This is a genomic window from Paraburkholderia atlantica (assembly GCF_009362785.1).
Lineage (GTDB): Bacteria > Pseudomonadota > Gammaproteobacteria > Burkholderiales > Burkholderiaceae > Paraburkholderia > Paraburkholderia atlantica.
Genome location: NZ_WHNQ01000002.1, coordinates 155301 through 172270, shown reverse-complemented (window position 1 = coordinate 172270; position 16970 = coordinate 155301). Strand labels below are relative to the sequence as shown.

At 65.2% G+C, this 16970-nt stretch carries 16 protein-coding genes; 8 read left to right on the top strand and 8 right to left on the bottom strand.

What is annotated here, in order from left to right:
• Positions 1 to 194 precede the first annotated feature (194 nt).
• Positions 195 to 464 carry an acyl-CoA-binding protein gene (locus GCT19_RS03080; RefSeq protein ID WP_152851132.1) on the bottom strand — a complete coding sequence of 90 codons (270 nt, stop codon included), beginning with the start codon at positions 462 to 464 and terminating at the stop codon, positions 195 to 197.
• A 166-nt stretch (positions 465 to 630) separates the two neighbouring features.
• Between GCT19_RS03080 and tsaB the strand changes: the two genes are divergently transcribed.
• The 4 genes from tsaB to GCT19_RS03060 are packed head-to-tail and all read left to right on the top strand — an operon-like array spanning position 631 to position 3971.
• Positions 631 to 1467 (top strand): tRNA (adenosine(37)-N6)-threonylcarbamoyltransferase complex dimerization subunit type 1 TsaB, encoded by an 837-nt coding sequence (gene tsaB, locus GCT19_RS03075; RefSeq protein WP_152850988.1) that lies wholly within the window; start codon positions 631 to 633, stop codon positions 1465 to 1467.
• Positions 1464 to 1958 (top strand): ribosomal protein S18-alanine N-acetyltransferase, encoded by a 495-nt coding sequence (gene rimI, locus GCT19_RS03070; protein WP_013089728.1) that lies wholly within the window; start codon positions 1464 to 1466, stop codon positions 1956 to 1958. Before tsaB ends, rimI begins: the two co-directional genes overlap by 4 nt.
• The gene (locus tag GCT19_RS03065) at positions 1945 to 2943 is read left to right on the top strand and encodes a uracil-DNA glycosylase (protein WP_152850987.1); all 999 of its coding nucleotides are present in this window, start codon (positions 1945 to 1947) and stop codon (positions 2941 to 2943) included. Before rimI ends, GCT19_RS03065 begins: the two co-directional genes overlap by 14 nt.
• Positions 2940 to 3971 carry a DUF1853 family protein gene (locus GCT19_RS03060; RefSeq protein WP_321576744.1) on the top strand — a complete coding sequence of 344 codons (1032 nt, stop codon included), beginning with the start codon at positions 2940 to 2942 and terminating at the stop codon, positions 3969 to 3971. The genes GCT19_RS03065 and GCT19_RS03060 overlap by 4 nt, the downstream gene beginning before the upstream one ends.
• A 6-nt stretch (positions 3972 to 3977) precedes the next feature.
• Here GCT19_RS03060 and thiD read toward each other — a convergent pair whose 3' ends face one another.
• Both thiD and lplT read right to left on the bottom strand, forming a co-directional pair.
• Positions 3978 to 4784 carry a bifunctional hydroxymethylpyrimidine kinase/phosphomethylpyrimidine kinase gene (gene thiD / locus GCT19_RS03055; RefSeq protein WP_018435501.1) on the bottom strand — a complete coding sequence of 269 codons (807 nt, stop codon included), beginning with the start codon at positions 4782 to 4784 and terminating at the stop codon, positions 3978 to 3980.
• A 61-nt stretch (positions 4785 to 4845) separates the two neighbouring features.
• Positions 4846 to 6153, bottom strand: coding sequence for a lysophospholipid transporter LplT (gene lplT, locus GCT19_RS03050; RefSeq protein ID WP_018435502.1), 1308 nt, complete (start codon positions 6151 to 6153; stop codon positions 4846 to 4848).
• A gap of 218 nt (positions 6154 to 6371) precedes the next feature.
• On the opposite strand from lplT, the gene alr reads away from it, so the two are divergent.
• The 3 genes from alr (at position 6372) to GCT19_RS03035 (ending at position 9254) form a co-directional block, all read left to right on the top strand.
• Positions 6372 to 7442 carry an alanine racemase gene (gene alr / locus GCT19_RS03045; RefSeq protein WP_018435503.1) on the top strand — a complete coding sequence of 357 codons (1071 nt, stop codon included), beginning with the start codon at positions 6372 to 6374 and terminating at the stop codon, positions 7440 to 7442.
• A gap of 3 nt (positions 7443 to 7445) precedes the next feature.
• Positions 7446 to 8822 carry a DNA repair protein RadA gene (gene radA, locus GCT19_RS03040; RefSeq protein ID WP_013089722.1) on the top strand — a complete coding sequence of 459 codons (1377 nt, stop codon included), beginning with the start codon at positions 7446 to 7448 and terminating at the stop codon, positions 8820 to 8822.
• Between the two features lie 153 nt (positions 8823 to 8975).
• Positions 8976 to 9254 (top strand): DUF2866 domain-containing protein, encoded by a 279-nt coding sequence (locus tag GCT19_RS03035; protein ID WP_013089721.1) that lies wholly within the window; start codon positions 8976 to 8978, stop codon positions 9252 to 9254.
• A gap of 10 nt (positions 9255 to 9264) precedes the next feature.
• On the opposite strand, the gene GCT19_RS03030 is transcribed toward GCT19_RS03035, so the two are convergent.
• Both GCT19_RS03030 and GCT19_RS03025 read right to left on the bottom strand, forming a co-directional pair.
• Positions 9265 to 10320, bottom strand: coding sequence for a CaiB/BaiF CoA transferase family protein (locus GCT19_RS03030; RefSeq protein WP_018435505.1), 1056 nt, complete (start codon positions 10318 to 10320; stop codon positions 9265 to 9267).
• Positions 10321 to 10444: 124 nt separating this feature from the next.
• Positions 10445 to 12400, bottom strand: a complete 1956-nt coding sequence (locus tag GCT19_RS03025; protein WP_176136193.1) for an ATP-binding cassette domain-containing protein — start codon at positions 12398 to 12400, stop codon at positions 10445 to 10447.
• Positions 12401 to 12566: 166 nt separating this feature from the next.
• On the opposite strand from GCT19_RS03025, the gene GCT19_RS03020 reads away from it, so the two are divergent.
• Positions 12567 to 13046: a glutathione peroxidase gene (locus GCT19_RS03020; RefSeq protein ID WP_013089718.1), complete on the top strand. Its 480-nt coding sequence runs from the start codon at positions 12567 to 12569 to the stop codon at positions 13044 to 13046.
• A gap of 12 nt (positions 13047 to 13058) precedes the next feature.
• Here the strand turns inward: GCT19_RS03020 and cls are convergent, their stop codons facing one another.
• From cls to dapE, 3 genes are all read right to left on the bottom strand, one after another.
• Positions 13059 to 14546 (bottom strand): cardiolipin synthase, encoded by a 1488-nt coding sequence (gene cls, locus GCT19_RS03015; RefSeq protein ID WP_152850986.1) that lies wholly within the window; start codon positions 14544 to 14546, stop codon positions 13059 to 13061.
• Between the two features lie 301 nt (positions 14547 to 14847).
• On the bottom strand, positions 14848 to 15732 hold the full coding sequence (prmB, locus tag GCT19_RS03010; RefSeq protein ID WP_018435507.1) for a 50S ribosomal protein L3 N(5)-glutamine methyltransferase: 885 nt from the start codon (positions 15730 to 15732) through the stop codon (positions 14848 to 14850).
• A 14-nt stretch (positions 15733 to 15746) separates the two neighbouring features.
• Positions 15747 to 16886 (bottom strand): succinyl-diaminopimelate desuccinylase, encoded by a 1140-nt coding sequence (gene dapE / locus GCT19_RS03005; protein WP_018435508.1) that lies wholly within the window; start codon positions 16884 to 16886, stop codon positions 15747 to 15749.
• Positions 16887 to 16970 lie beyond the last annotated feature (84 nt).

The window sequence follows — 16970 nt, the reverse complement described above, 5'->3', positions numbered from 1 at the left end:
CAGTGAAGCGCAGGCGGCATTGTAGCGAACTTTGCTGCACTGCGCCACCATTCAGGCAATTCCGACAGAAAAAAGTGCCGGAATGCAGTAGGGAAGCGAGGACGGCGTGCCGGAACTTCGCGTCCGAAATCGCCGCAGGGCCGTCACAGCGTTGCCAGACGGCTATTTCCGCAGATGATTGGCGCGCCGAAAACTCAGGCCGCGGCGCCGCTCTTCAGCGATTCCACCAGTTCGACGTATTGCTGCTTCGCAGCGTCCTGAGCGGTGCCCTTGAGCGCCGCCCAAGCTTCGTACTTGTATTTGCCGACGATGTCGGTGAAGCCCGGCTTGTCGCCGTGCACGTCGCCCTCGCTCGCCTGCTTGAAAAGTGCGTAGAGACGCAGCAGTGTCAGATTGCCCGGACGCTCGGGCAACTGCTTGACGTCTTGCTGGGCTTGTTCGAACTGGGAATTGATATCGGTCATGATGGTTTGGCCCGCGTGGCGGGAGAGATAAGATCGGCCGAAAATCATAACAATTGCCTGACACAACGGGGCCGAGGGCTTATTCCAAACTGGGCGGTCGCGAAGCGGGGCAGCAAGGCCGCGCAAACCACCATTCACGCGCACCGCGCCGATTACAATACGGTCCATGACTCAAACAGTGCTCCTTGCCCTCGATACCTCGACCGAATTCTGTTCGGCGGCGCTCGTGTCCGCGTCCGTCGATGCCGCCGGTCAGCCCAGCGCCGAACCGCGCGTCTGGGTTCGTCACGAACAAACCGGCGCGGTCTCCAGTACCCGCCTGCTGCCGGCGATCCGCGAGCTGTTCGACGAAGCCGGCCTCACGCTGGCGGACTGCGATGCGATCGCGTTCGGCTCGGGTCCGGGTTCGTTCACCGGACTGCGTACGGCGACCGGTGTCGCCCAAGGCCTCGCGTTCGGCCTGAACCTGCCGGTCGTACCGATCGGCACGCTGCTCGCGTGCGCGGAGAGCGCCCGCCTGCGCGATCCGTCGACGACGCGCGTGCTCGCCGCGCTCGACGCGCGCATGGACGAAATCTACTGGGCGGACTACGCGTGGGACGACGCGCAACACGAATGGCGCACCGTGCAGACCGCGTCGCTCGATGCACCCGAGCGGCTCGTGCTGCCCGACGTGCCATTCACGCTGGCGGGCAACGCCGCAGCCGCGTTCGGCGAGCGATTGCCGGCGGTCGCGGCCGCGCGGAGCGTCGATGGCGAAGCGTTGCCGCATGCGTTGCCGCTCGCGTACGCGGCGCTGCGCGCGTTTCATGCGGGTCGCACGGTTCCCGCCGATCAGGCCGCGCCCGAGTACGTGCGTGACAAGGTCGCGCAGACGACCGCCGAGCGCATGGCCGACAAAGCGGCCAAATCAGCCAAGGCGGCGCATGGCGCCGAGCCGTCCGCCCAGCCTGCGCCCGACGGCGCGTCCGGCCAACCGGCTCGCGACGAGGCGCGCCCATGAGCGGCGTGCTGCTCACGGACCGCTATATGTCGCCGATGACCGAAAGCGACCTGGACGAAGTCGCCGCGATCGAGAAGCTCGCGTATGAGTTTCCGTGGAGCCGCGGCAACTTCGGCGACTCGCTGCGCAACGGCTATTTCGGCGTTTGTCTGCGTCACGTGACGGGCACTTTGATCGGCTATTGCGTGCTGATGCCGGTCGTCGATGAAATGCATCTGCTGAATCTGTGCGTCGCGCCGCAAGCGCAAGGCGCCGGTGCTGGCCTCGCGCTGCTGCGCGAGGCGGTGCGCATCACGCACGCGGAGAAGCTCGAGGGGCTGCTGCTCGAAGTGCGGCCGTCGAATCATCGGGCGATCCGGTTGTACGAGCGCTTCGGCTTCGCGTCGATCGGCCGGCGCAAAAATTATTATCCGGCGCGGCATCGCGGCCGGGAGGACGCAATCGTGATGCGTCTGTCGTTTGCCACGGAGGGCGAAGATGGCGCTGCATGAATCGGTGCTCGAAGAATTCGGACTTGCGCCGTTGTGGGTGCGTCGCGGACTCGCGGCGCGGCAGGCGGAGGCCGGGCAGGGCAATGCATCGCAGACGCTGCGGGCAGACGCGGACGCAGACGCAGACGACGAGCGTCGCGCGGAGCCTGCGCCTCAGACCACGCGCGAACCTCTGCGCGCATCCGCCGACGTGCAACCGCCGCAAGCGCCGCGTGAATCTGCCCCGCGCTTCGACGAAACCGCCGCGCGCCGCGAGACATCACAACCGCAACCGGACTTTTCAGCCCCGCCGACTTTCGACGCCCCACCCGACGACGACTTCGCGTGGTTCGACGATCCAACCGCATCGACCCCCGCACCCGCAGAAGCGCGCCGCGACGCGCCCGCACTGCCGGCTGTCCACACGCTCGACTGGGACGCGCTCGCTGAGCGCGTCTCCGGATGCGAGGCCTGCCGGCTGTGCGAGAAGCGCACCAACACGGTGTTCGGCGTCGGCGATCGCGAGGCCGACTGGATGCTGATCGGTGAAGCGCCCGGCGAGAACGAGGACCGTCAAGGCGAACCTTTCGTTGGCCAAGCCGGCAAGCTGCTCGACAACATGCTGCATTCGCTCGCGCTCGCGCGCGGCACCAACGTGTATATCGCGAACGTGATCAAGTGCCGGCCGCCCGGCAACCGCAATCCGCAGCCGGACGAGGTCGCGCGTTGCGAACCTTATCTGCAGCGTCAGGTATCGCTCGTGAAGCCGAAGCTGATCGTCGCGCTCGGCCGTTTCGCCGCGCAAAGTCTGCTGAAGACCGACGCGAGCATTTCGTCGCTGCGCGGCCGCGTGCATACGTACGAGGGCGTGCCGGTGATCGTCACCTATCACCCGGCCTATCTGCTGCGTAGCCTGCCCGACAAGGCCAAGGCGTGGACGGACCTGTGCCTCGCGCGTGCCACGTGGCTCGCGAACGGCGGCGCGCCGTCGAACGAGTCAAAGTGACGATCGCCGAGGGACCGGCGGCGCGCATGCCCGCCGCGTCTGTCAGCCGCGCGGCGCTCCTCGATACGTTGCTGGGTTTGGGCGACGATGCTTCAGTCGATGCGCTGCGCGAACCCGCCGTCCGCGATCTCGCCTGGCTGCTGCTGAGTCCCGATCTGTTGCGCCCCCATCCTCCCGCGGGGGCGCTCGCAGATCCCTTCGATACACCGCAGGAATTGCAGGCCACGCTCGACTGGCTGCACGCGCTCGACGCTACTCCGGAACTTCTGCATCAGGATCTCGCGGCAACGCGTATTACGCGTCTTGGCCGCTACGCCGAACGCCTGCTGGGCTTTTTCCTGTGTCATGGGCCGGCGACGCAACTGATCGCAGCGGGTGTGCCGCTACGACACGCGGGCCGCACGCTCGGCGAATGCGATTTCCTCGTGCGCACGCGCGAGGGCGCGCGATTGCATTGGGAACTCGCGGTGAAGTGCTATCTGCATGCGGGCGATTCGAATGGGGCAGAGGCGGCCCGTCTCGCCGATTATGTCGGCCCTAATCTGAAGGACCGTTTCGATCTGAAGCTCGCGCATCTGCTCGATCATCAGTTGCCGCTCAGCGCACGCGACGAATTTGCGTCGACGGGCTATACAGGCGCGTGGACGCCGCAGATGTTCGTCAAAGGCTGGCTGTTTTACCGGCATGGCGTCACGCCCACCGATCCTGCCGAACTCGATCCCGCGCATGGTCGCGGCTGGTGGATTACGCAGCGCGACTGGCCGGCTTTCGCGTGCGCGCACACGGACAAGTGGCGGGTGTTGCCGCGACTCGAATGGCTCGCGCCGCAGTATCGAATGCAAGCCGGCGCGGACGACTCGAGCTATGTCGACGCAAACACGCTTGCCGCGCAAAGCTCACCGCAACACGGCCCGACGATGGTCGCCGGATTCCTTGAAGACGACACGGGACATCTGCTTGAACGCTCGCGCGGCTTTATCGTGCCCGACGACTGGCCCGAGCACGCGCGGCGTTACGCGAAGCAATAACGCCGCTCACCACCACCGATGAAAGTGATGCACCGGCCCCACGCCGTGGCCGACCTCGAGCCGCTCGCTCGCCTGCAACGCGCCGGTTAGATAAACCTTCGCATCGGCCACGGCGCTAGCGAGATCGCCGCGCTGCGGAATCAACGCCGCGATCGCCGACGACAACGTGCAACCCGTTCCATGCGTGTTCTTCACCGGCACGCGCGGACCGCCGAGACGCAGCGTGCCGCTTTCCTGCACGAGCCAGTCGGGGCTATCGGTCGCGCTCAGATGGCCGCCCTTCATCAGCACCGCGCGCGCGCCGAGCCCGCGCAACGCTTCGCCCTGCTCGACCATGCCGGCTTCGTCGGTGGCGGGCTGCATGCCGAGCAACGCGGCCGCTTCCGGCAGATTCGGCGTCAGCAGATCGGCGAGCGGCAGAAGTTCGTCGCGTACCACCGCGACCGCATCGGGCAGCAATAGCGCGTGGTTGCTCTTCGAGATCATCACCGTGTCGAGCACGATGTGTTTGGGCCGGTGGCGGCGCAGCGCGTCGGCGACCGCGCGCGCGATCGGCGCATTCGCGAGCATGCCGATCTTTACCGCGTCGATGCGGATGTCGTCGAACACCGCGTCGAGCTGCGCGGTGATGAAGCCCGGGTCCGGCGCGTGAATCGCGGTGACGCCGCGCGTGTTCTGTGCGGTCAGCGCGGTGATCACGCTCGCGCCATAGGCGCCGAGCGCGGAGAAGGCCTTCAGATCGGCCTGGATGCCGGCGCCGCCGCCGGAATCGGAACCGGCGATCGTCAGCACATTGGGAATCGATTGAGTCATGGTCGAGCGAGGAAGAAGAAGGGCGCGCTCGTGCGTGTCGCGGCCGGCCCGGCGCGGTTGATCAGTGCTTGGCTTCGCCGATCAGCGCGACCGAATCGAACGCGCGCTGGTTCGCCTGATGGCGGCGCATCACGAGCCACATCATCACGCACACGAAGGTGCCGAACAGCACGATCACGACGGTAACCGGCACGTCGAGCCAAACGAGCACCGCGTACAGGCACAGCATCACGAGCACGGACAGGTTCTCGTTGAAGTTCTGCACGGCGATCGAATGGCCCGCCGATAGCAGCACGTGCCCGCGATGCTGCAGCAGCGCATTCATCGGCACGACGAAAAAGCCCGACAGGCCGCCCACGAACATCAGGAAGATATACGCGAAGATCAGATAGCCCGACACGTGCATGCGGCCAAAATAAATGCCCCAGTGCGGGGGGAACAGATCACGCGTGTAGAACGCCATCAGCATCACGGAGATACCCATAACGATGCCGACCGGCAAGACCGACAGCGACTTCTTCAACGGCACACGCGAGGCCGCAAAAATCGCGCCGCCCGCGACGCCGACCGCGACGACCGCCTGCAGGATCGCCGCCTCGGACAGCGACATGCCCAGCGACACCTCGGCCCATTTCAGCACGATGAATTGCAGCGTCGCGCCCGCACCCCAGAACAGCGTGGTCACAGCGAGAGAAATTTGTCCGAGCTTGTCACGCCACAATACGAGAAAGCAGTCGGCGAAATCGGTGATCAGGCGGATCGGCCCGTGTTCCTGGCGCGGATAGCGCGCGCCGGTGTCGGGAATGCGCAGATTGAACAGCGCGGCGACCACGTAGATGCCCATGATCACGAGCATCGCGGCTTCCGCGGGCGTATTCACGGTGGGAACGTGCCATTTGAGGATCGGCGCGGCGATATGCGGACTGATCAGCGCGCCGCCGAGCACCGTGCCGAGAATGATGGAGCCGACCGTGGTGCCTTCGATCCAGCCGTTCGCGGCGACGAGCCGGTCAGGCGGCAACAGTTCGGTGAGAATGCCGTATTTGGCGGGCGAGTAGGCCGCCGCGCCGAAGCCGACGATGCCGTACGCAATCAGCGGATGCGCGCCGACCAGCATCGTGATGCAGCCGACCACCTTGATCGTATTGGTGATGAACATCACGCGTCCTTTCGGACGGGAGTCGGCGAATGCGCCGACGAAGGCGGCAAGAACGACGTACGACAGCACAAAAAACAGCTTGAGCAGCGGCGTCATCCAGTTCGGAGCGTGAAGATCTTTCAGCAGTGCGATAGCAGCGATCAGAAGCGCATTGTCGGCCAGCGACGAAAAAAACTGCGCGGCCATGATGGTGTAAAAGCCTTTTTTCATCTGATGCGATGCTGTCCTCGCTGCGGTCTGTCCGCCCCGGCCGTTTGTTATGCGTCCGGGCTTATGCCGATCGAAATGGGTTGTGCGCACGGCTTTATATCATGAAAATAGGTGGATTCAGACTAGCAGAATCCTTGATCGCACCGCCCAGCGGGCCGCAGAGCGCTGAAAACGCCTTGTAAGCCGCTGATTCGCAAGTGTCTTTTCGAAAAAATCCCATGCCGCGCCCCCTTTCCGCCACGATTCATACCGCTGCTCTCGCCAATAACCTCGCTGTCGCGCGGCGCCATGCGCCGAAATCGAAAATCTGGGCCGTCGTCAAGGCTAATGCCTACGGGCATGGCCTCGCGCGCGTGTTTCCCGGATTGCGCGCGACGGACGGCTTTGGGTTGCTGGACCTCGAAGAAGCGGTGAAGTTGCGTGAATTGGGCTGGGCGGGCCCAATTCTTCTGCTGGAAGGTTTTTTTCGGCCGACCGATATCGACGTAATCGACCGCTACAGCTTGACCACGGCGCTGCATTCGGACGAGCAGCTGCGCATGCTCGAAATGGCGCGTCTGTCGAAACCGGTCAATATCCAGCTGAAGATGAACACCGGCATGAACCGGCTCGGCTACACGGTCGAAAAATTCCGTGCCGCATGGGAGCGCGCGCGCGCCTGCCAGGGCGTCGGCCAGATCACGCTGATGACGCATTTTTCCGATGCCGATGCCGAGCGCGGCATCGCGCATCAGATGGAGGCGTTCGAGCGCGGCGCGCAGGGAATCGCCGGTGCGCGCAGTCTGTCGAATTCGGCCGCGACGCTGTGGCATCCGGAAGCGCATTTCGACTGGGTGCGTCCCGGCATCATCCTGTACGGCGCGTCGCCGTCCGGCGTGACGGCCGCGATCGACGGCACCGGCCTGCAGCCCGCGATGACGCTCGCATCGGAACTGATCGCCGTGCAGACGCTCGGCGAAGGCAGTTCGGTCGGCTATGGGTCGACGTTCACCGCGCGCGCGCCGATGCGCATCGGCGTGGTTGCGTGCGGCTACGCGGACGGCTATCCGCGCGTCGCGCCCGAAGGCACGCCGGTGATCGTCGATGGCGTGCGCACGCGGATCGTTGGACGTGTGTCGATGGACATGCTGACCGTCGACCTGACCCCCGTGCCGACCGCCAACGTCGGCTCGCGCGTGGAACTGTGGGGCACCGCGCTGCCCATCGACGACGTCGCGCAGGCCTGCGGCACGATCGGCTACGAGCTGATGTGCGCGGTCGCGCCGCGTGTGCCGGTTCGGGCGGAGTAACGCGTGGCGAAAGCGAAGACGTTGTACATCTGCGGGGAATGCGGCGGACAGTCGCCGAAGTGGTCCGGTCAATGCCCGTCCTGCCAGGCGTGGAACACGCTTGTCGAATCGGTCGCCGAGGCGCCGTCCGGTCACCGTTTCCAGTCGCTCGCGAAGAGCACACCAGTGCGGCGCCTTGCCGACATCGATGCATCGGACGTGCCGCGCTTTTCCACCGGCGTCAGCGAATTCGACCGCGTGCTCGGCGGCGGCCTCGTGCCGGGCGGCGTGGTGCTGATCGGCGGCGATCCGGGCATCGGTAAATCGACGCTGCTGTTGCAGTCGCTCGCGGAGATCGCCGCGGATAAGCGCGCGCTCTATATCAGTGGCGAAGAATCGGGCGCGCAGATCGCGTTGCGCGCGCAACGGCTCGCGCTGCTCGAACCCGGCTCGAAGGCGAGCGAACTGCAATTGCTCGCGGAAATCCAGCTCGAAAAAATTCAGGCGACGATCACCGAGCAACGGCCCGAAGTCGCCGTGATCGATTCGATCCAGACCGTCTATTCGGATGCTTTGACATCGGCGCCGGGCTCGGTCGCGCAAGTGCGCGAGTGCGCCGCGCAACTCACGCGCATCGCCAAGCAGTCGGGCACGACGATCATCATGGTCGGGCACGTGACGAAAGAGGGCGCGCTCGCCGGGCCGCGCGTGCTCGAACATATCGTCGATACGGTGCTGTACTTCGAGGGGGATACCCACTCGTCGTACCGTCTCGTGCGGGCGATCAAGAACCGCTTCGGCGCGGTCAACGAGCTCGGCGTGTTCGCGATGACCGAGCGTGGTTTGCGCGGCGTCGCGAATCCGTCGGCATTGTTTTTGTCGCAGCACGAGCAGTCGGTGCCGGGTTCGTGCGTGCTCGTCACGCAGGAGGGCACGCGGCCGTTGCTCGTCGAAGTGCAGGCGCTCGTCGATTCGGCCAACGCGCCGAATCCGCGCCGCCTCGCGGTCGGCCTCGAACAGAACCGGCTCGCGATGCTGCTCGCGGTGCTGCATCGGCATGCGGGCATCGCCTGTTTCGATCAGGACGTGTTCCTGAACGCGGTGGGCGGCGTGAAGATCTCCGAGCCCGCCGCAGACCTCTCGGTACTGCTCGCGATTCATTCGTCGATGCGCAACAAGCCGCTGCCGAAAGGGCTCGTCGTGTTCGGCGAAGTCGGCCTCGCCGGCGAAATCCGGCCGTCGCCGCGCGGTCAGGAACGACTGAAGGAAGCGGCCAAGCTCGGCTTCTCGGTGGCGGTGATTCCGAAGGCCAATGCGCCGAAACAGCCGATCGAAGGCTTACAGGTCGTTGCCGTCGAACGGATCGAACAGGCCATCGACCGCGTCCGCACGCTCGAATAGACGGGGGCCGGGACGGCTCGCGGGTACCTTATTCGCTCGCGGTCCGGTAATGCCCTGTAAATATCGCTATATTGGCTGTAACCTGGCCGCCATACCTTTTTCCTAAGCTGTAACGATATGCATCCCTTCTGATGCTCGAAAAAGGATCGCGCTTTGAAACAGTCAGATGAAACCGCTGCCGGCCAGCACATCCAGGTGCGCGGCTGCCGGGTCTCCGCACCGATTCATCAGCCTTGGGGCGGCGCTTGCCGGATCGTCGAGTGGATCGACACCGCGGGGCAGATCTCGCGGCGAGTGGTCGCCGAAGACGTGACAGCCGCCGAAGTGCGCGCCACGATCAGCCGCCATGTGGAAGGTCGCAAGCACTTGCTGTACGACGACGAGAAGTCGCCGCGTCAAACGCTGCCGAGGCAGACGGCGACGCGGCGTTGACGGCGGCGGGTTAGGCTCCGTCGTCGTCTGAATTGGCGGCGCTCGCGGCCACCGCCGCATACGCGTGCGGATTGAACAGCGGATGCTGCGCCGCTTCAGCGGGCGTGAGCACCGGCGACACGCAGCAATCGAGCGATTCCAACGATTCCACCCATTCGCCGAGCGTGCGCGTCGCAATCAATTTGGCGACTTCCTGAATGAGCGCCAGCGCATCGGGACCGCCGATCGCCTGCCCCAGGCTCCAGTGACGCGTCGCCCATTCGGGCCGATCGAGCGCCATGCACAGCGTTTCCCAGAACTTCAATTCGAGCGCGCCGACCGCGAGCCAGCGCTCGTCGCTCGTGCGGTACAGGTTGTAGCAGGGCACGCCGCCGTTCAACAGACCACTGCCCGCGGCAGGCGCCGCCCCTTCGTTGAGCAGCGAGACTTGTGCGACGAAGTTGTGCGCATAGCTCGTGTGCGTCATCGACACATCGACGAAGCGTCCAGCGCCGCCACGCGCGACATGCCAGAGCGCGGCGAGAATCTGCGTGACCGCGCTCAAGGCGCCGCCGAGCAGATCGGCGATCTGGAAGTTCGGCAGGATCGGCGCACCGTCGCGGCTCGCCAGTTGATCGAGCACACCCGCATAGCCGATGTAGTTCAGATCGTGGCCGGCGTGCTCAGCGAACGGACCGTTTGCGCCATATCCGCTGATCGCGCAATAGACGAGGCGCGGATTAGCGGCGCTGAGCGTCGCGTAACCCAGGCCCAGCCGCTCCATCACGCCGGGTCGGAAGCTCTCGATCAGCACGTCGGCTTCGGCCGCGAGCGCGCGCAGCACGTTGCGTCCCGCTTCGGACTTGAGGTCGAGGCGCGTCTCGCGCTTGCCGCGATTGACCATCCGGTAGAACGCACCGGGCCGGCCGGCGACACGATCGCTCGACGACTGCATCATCGTGCGTGTCGGGTCGCCCGTGCCGGGCGCTTCGATCTTCAGCACATCGGCGCCGAGCTCGGCGAGGCGCAGCGCGGCCACCGGACCCGGCAAGAGGCGCGTGAGATCGAGCACGCGCAGTCCTTGCAACGGTGGCGGCACTTCGGTTGCCGTTGCAGCCGCGGGTCCAGACACCGATGACGCGGACGACGAGTTCGCAAATGACAAAGCCAAGCTCCCGTGGATGCCGGCGCGGCCCGGCCGTTGCGTGCCGCTAGCCGATCTGTTCGAGTTCCTCGTGCGTCTCGAGCCATTCGGCTTCGAGCGTGTCGAGGCGCGCGTTCACGTCTGCCTGACGGCGGATCGCCTCCGTCAGTTTGCTCTTCTGCTCCGGCTCGTAACTCGCGGGATCGGCAACGAACGTATCGAGCGTCGTCTTCTCCGCGTTGAGCGCGTCCATTTCCTTTTCGATCTTCGCGATGCGGCTTTGCAGCGGCTTCTTCAGATGCGCGAGCTTCTGCCGCGTTTCCGCTTCGAGGCGGCGCTGCTCCTTGCGATTGACGTTGCTGTCGCCATTTGCCGCGCCGTTGGATGCTGCGTCTGACGCGCCGGACGCATTCGCCTTCAGCGCGGCGCGCTGCTCGGCCGCATGCTGCAGCAGCCAGTCGCGATAGTCGTCGAGATCGCCGTCGAATTCCTGCAGACGATGCTTCGCGACCAGCATGAACTGATCGGTCGTCGCACGCAGCAGATGCCGGTCGTGCGACACCAGAATCAGCGTGCCTTCGAATTGCGCGAGCGCCATCGTCAGCGCGTGGCGCGTTTCGAGGTCCAGGTGGTTGGTCGGTTCGTCGAGCAGCAGCAGGTTCGGCTTCTGCCAGATGATCAGCGCGAGCGCGAGGCGTGCTTTCTCGCCCCCCGAGAACGGCGCGATCTTCGCGGTCGCCATGTCGCCGGAAAAGTTGAAGCTGCCGAGGAAGTCGCGCAGTTCCTGCTCGCGCGTGTCGGGCGCAAGGCGCGCGAGGTGCTGCAACGGCGTGTCGTCCGGGCGCAGCGTTTCGAGCTGATGCTGCGCGAAGTAGCCGATGCGCAGACCCTTGCCCTCGCGCACGTGGCCGCTCAACGGTTCGAGCGTGCCCGCGAGCGTCTTGATCAGCGTCGACTTGCCCTGGCCGTTCGCGCCGAGCAGGCCGATGCGCTGACCGTTCTGGATCGACAGCATCACGCGCTCGACAATCGGAATCTCGCTGCCGTCTTCGGCGTGATAGCCGCAGCGCACGTCTTCCATCACCATCATCGGATTCGGCGCGGAGTCGGGCGTACGGAACTCGAACGTAAACGGCGACGCGACGTGCGCGGGTGCGATCAGCTCCATCTTCTCGAGCGCCTTCACCCGGCTTTGCGCCTGACGCGCCTTGGTGGCCTGCGCCTTGAAGCGGTTGATGTAGCTCTGCAGATGCGCGACCGTGCGCTGCTGCTTTTCGTACGCGCTCTGTTGCAGCGCGATCTGCTGCGCGCGCAGCACTTCGAATTGCGAGTAGTTGCCGCCGTAGCGCTTGATCTGCTGGTTCTCGAGATGCAGCGTGACATTGCAGACGGAATCGAGAAACTCGCGGTCGTGCGAGATCACGATCAGCGTGCCCGCATAGCGATTGAGCCAGTCTTCGAGCCAGACGATCGCATCGAGGTCGAGGTGATTGGTCGGTTCGTCGAGCAGCAGCAGGTCGGAGCGGCACATCAGCGCCTGCGCGAGATTCAGCCGCATGCGCCAGCCGCCTGAGAAGCTGCTGACCGGCTCGCGGGTCTGGTCGAGCGTGAAGCCGAGGCCGAGCAGCAACGCTTCGGCGCGAGCCGGCGCGGTGTAGCCGTCGGCGTCGGCGAACGCGGCGTGGGCTTCGGCTTCGGCCGCGCCGTCGTGCGCCGCGGAGGCCGAAGCGATGCGCGCTTCGATGTCGCGCAGCGCGGCGTCGCCGTCGAGCGTGTAGGCGAGGGCGGTTTTGTCGACGGCGGGCGTTTCCTGCGCGACGTGGGCGATGCGCCAGGTCGGCGGAATCGAGAAATCGCCGCCGTCCGCATGCAGCTCGCCGAGCAGCACGGCGAACAGCGTCGACTTGCCCGCGCCGTTCGCCCCGACGAGGCCGGCTTTTTCACCGGGGTTCAACGTGAACGTGGTGTTGTCGAAAAGCGGCTTGGTGCCGCGCGCGAGGCTGAACTGATTGAAGCGGATCACGACGTGGCCGGCTGAAGAAAACCGCTATTTTAGACTGCCCGGCGGGTTGCCGGGCGCGCGGCGCCGATTGCCCCGCTGTCACATTGAGCGCAGCCGCCATCGGCCATTCGGCCGACTGTATCGGCAGCGCTTTTGGCATAGACTGACGGCTTTCACGGGAGGGCACATGACATCGATCTATTCGTTTTCGGCACGCACGCTCGGCGGCGAGGAAGCGAGTCTCGCGAAGTACCAAGGCAAGGTGATGCTGATCGTCAATACCGCGAGCGAATGCGGGTTCACGCCGCAGTACGCGGGCTTGCAGAAGCTGTACGACGCGTATGCGGCGCGCGGGCTCGCGGTGCTGGGTTTTCCGTGCAACCAGTTCGGCAAGCAGGAGCCGGGCGACGCCGCGCAGATCGGCAGCTTTTGTGAGAAGAACTACGGCGTGACGTTCCCGATGTTCGACAAGATCGACGTGAACGGCCCGAACGCGCACCCGCTGTTCCGCTATCTGACGATCGAGGCGCCGGGGCTGCTCGGTCTCGAAGCGATCAAGTGGAATTTCACGAAGTTTCTGATCGGCCGCGACGGCAACGTGGTCAAGCGCTACGCGCCGCTGACCAAGCCGGAGGCGATCACCGAGGATATCGAAGCGCTGCTGTAAGCGCGAGCGCCTCTACAGGATCGGCGAAAAGAGCCGTGCGACGTGCATCAGCATGCGTCGCAGCGCGTTCGCCTTGCGGTACTCGTCGCGGTCGATTTCGCGCGACTCGGCGAAGTCGTCGAGCAGCATCGTTTCGACTTCGAGCGCGAAACCGCGGTCGACGGTCAGCACCATGATCTCGAAGTTCAGACGGAACGAGCGGTTGTCGAGATTGGCGCTGCCGATCGCGGCCGCGCTGCTGTCGATCAGCACGACCTTCTGGTGCAGGAAACCCGGCTGATAGCGGAAGATGCGAATGCCCGCGCGCAGCGAGTCGTATGCATACAGCTTCGAAGCCTCGAACACCACCCGATGATCGCGCCGGCTCGGAATCAGGATGCGTACGTCGACGCCACGCAGCGCCGCGAGCCGCAACGCGGCGAACACCGCCTCGTCGGGCACGAGGTAGGGCGTCGTGATCCAGATGCGTTCGCGCGCCGCGTTGATCGCTTCGACGAAAAACAGCGAGCAGGTCTCCTGTTTGTCGGCCGGGCCGCTCGGCAGCACGATGCAGTGCATGTTGTTCCCGGCGTGTTCGACGGCGCCGTGGGCGTCGCGCTGCTCGACGGATGGACCGGCAGTTTCGGTGGACGGCACGTCTAACTCGGGCAACTGCTGCGTGGCCCAGTACCAGTCCTCGATGAAGACGAACTGGATGCTGGCGACCGCCGGGCCGCGCACCTCGATGTGCGTATCGCGCCACGGCGACAGCGGCGGCTTCGCGCCCAGATATTCGACGCCGACGTTATGACCGCCAATGAACGCGCGCTCGCCGTCGACCGCCACGATCTTGCGGTGATTGCGGAAATTCAGTTGCAGACGGTTGACGAAGCGGCGGTTCGTCGCGAACGGCTGCATCTCGATGCCGGCCGCGCGCAGTGTCGCGACGTAGCGGTGCGGCAGATCGAAACTGCCGATGCTGTCGTACAGGAAGTACACGCGCACGCCCTGTTGCGCTTTCGCGATCAGCGCGTCCTTCAGCATGTCGCCGAGCGCGTCGTCGCGCACGATGAAGAACTGCACGATCACATAGTGGCGCGCGTTCTGGATCGCGTCGAAGATGGCCTCGAAAGTCGCCGTGCCGTTGATCAGCGTGCGCACGGTATTGCCGGGTAGGAACGGCATGCCACCGAGGCGCGTCAGCGACTGCACGAGCCGCGAGCCGAGCTGCTGCGTCGGCAGCCCCGCCGACGACGCATGCGTGTCCCACACCTGCGGATGCGCGCGCGTGCGCAGCAGCTCGTTCTCGACGCGGCGCGCGTCGGCGTAGCCGGCGAACTTGCTGCGGCCAAGGAACAGATAGGGCACGAGCGTCAGATACGGCATCGCGACCAGCGACACGGCCCACGCGATCGCCCCTTGCGAGGTGCGGGTATGGAGAATCGCGTGAGCGGCCGCGATGATCCCGAGAATGTGGGCAAGGAGAACCAGCGGGCCGACGTGAAGCAGGTCGAATGTCATAAGCTCGCGAACAGTTGGCGAAGCGCCGTGGTTCAGGAAACGGAGGCGGGCACAGGCTCGCTTCGTGGTCTGCGGCGAACGCGTCGGGCAACGAATTCAGACTGCGGCTGCGGCGCCTGAGAAAGCGCCAAAAAACGGCCTAAAAAACACGCGCTAAAAAATAGCGCAAAAACGCGCACGAATAAACCGTGCGTGGTACGACGCGCGGCGCGCGCGTCACTTGCGAAATCCGCTGCAAGCGGCGGCGAGCCGGCGCCGCGCACGCCGCGCGCTCAAACGGACAGCATGCCGAACTCAGACATCAGACCGGCAAGTCGCTGGCCTGGATCAGGAATACGTTGTCGTCGCCGGCGCTGGTCGACAGCCACACGAGGTCGAGACCGCCGAACGCCGCCTCGACGTGCTCGCGTTCGTTGCCGATCTCGATGACGAGCACGCCGTCTTCGGTCAGCCAGTTGCGCGCGTCGGCGATGATCCGCCGCACGATGTCCATGCCGTCGGCGCCACCCGCGAGCGCCATCTCCGGCTCGTGCTTGTATTCGGCCGGCAGCTCCTGCATCGACTTCGCGTTCACGTACGGCGGATTGCTGATGATCACGTCATAGCGGCGCTCGGCGAGCGGCGCGTACAGATCGCCTTCGAACAGCGCGATGCGGTCGTCGAGGTGGTAGTCCAGCACATTGCGCGTCGCGACTTCGAGCGCGGGCGCGGACAGATCGACCGCGTCGACGTCGGCGTTCGGGAACGCATGCGCGGCGAGGATCGCGAGGCAGCCGGAGCCGGTGCACAGTTCGAGCACCGCGCCGACCTGCTCGGGATCTTCGACGTACGGCTGCAGGCCGTCCTGCAGCAGCTCGCCGATGAACGAGCGCGGCACGATCACGCGCTCGTCGACGTAAAAGCGATAGCCGTGCATCCACGCTTCCTGCGTGATGTACGCGGCCGGCACGCGTTCGGCGGCGCGTCGCTCGATCACTTTCAGCACCGCCTCGATTTCGGCCGTGGTCAGGCGCGCGTCGAGAAACGGCTCGAGCAGGTCGAGCGGCAGATGCAGCGTGTGCAGGATCAGATAGGCGGCTTCGTCGTAGGCATTGGCCGACCCGTGGCCGAACGACAGTTTGGCCTCGCTGAAACGCGACACTGCATAACGCAGCAGGTCGCGGACGGTGCAAAAAGGAAGCGTCATCGCAGAGTTCCTGGTTATGCGATCAGTTGTTCGAGCACGCGGCGATACACGTTCTTCAGCGGCTCGATATGGGCGACTTCGATATGTTCGTCGATCTTGTGGATGCTCGCGTTCAGCGGGCCGAACTCGATCACCTGCTTGCAGATGCGCGCGATGAAGCGGCCATCCGACGTGCCCCCGGTGGTCGATAGCTCGGTGTCCACGCCGGTCTCGTCCTTGATCGCCTTTGCGAGCGCGCTCGACAGTTCGCCGCGCGGGGTGAGAAACGGCAGGCCGCTTATTGTCCAATGCAGTTCGTATTCGAGGCCGTGTTTGTCGAGAATCGCGTGCACGCGCTTTTGCAGTCCTTCGACGGTGCTCGCGGTCGAGAAGCGGAAGTTGAACATCACGTCCGCATGGCCGGGGATCACGTTGGTCGCACCGGCGCCGCTGTGGAGGTTCGACACTTGCCAGGTGGTCGGCGGGAAATAATCGTTGCCTTCGTCCCAGCGTTCGGCGACGAGCTCGGCAAGCGCGGGCGCTAGCAGGTGCACCGGATTCTTGGCCAGATGCGGATAAGCGATATGACCTTGCACGCCCTTGACGGTCAGCTTGCCCGACATCGAACCGCGCCGGCCGTTCTTGACCATGTCGCCGAACCGCTCGCTCGACGTCGGTTCGCCGACGATGCAGTAGTCCATGCGCTCGCCGCGCTGTTGCAACGCTTCGACGACTTTGACGGTGCCGTCGGTGGCGGGGCCTTCCTCGTCGCTCGTGATCAGGAACGCGATCGAGCCGCGGTGCTGAGGGTTGGCCGCGACGAACTCCTCGCTCGCGACGACGAAGCCGGCGATCGATGCCTTCATGTCCGCCGCGCCGCGGCCGTACAGCTTGCCGTCGCGCTGGGTCGGCTCGAACGGCGCCGACTGCCATTGTTCGAGCGGGCCGGTCGGCACCACGTCGGTGTGGCCGGCGAACGCGAGCAGCTTGCCCTCGCTGCCGTCGGCGCCGCGCTTGACGGCCCACAGGTTGGTCACGCCGTTGGATTCGATCGTCTCGTGCTCGAAGCCGAGCGCGGCCAGGCGCTCGATCAGCAGACGCTGGCAATGCTGGTCGTCGGGCGTCACGGACGCGCGAGCGATCAGTTGTTCGGTAAGGGCTAGGGTGCCGGACATGGATTCAGTACAAGCCACTTTGAAATGAAAAAATGCCGGCTCGCGGTGAGGCACCGCAGCCGGCAACAGCCTTTGGACGACGCG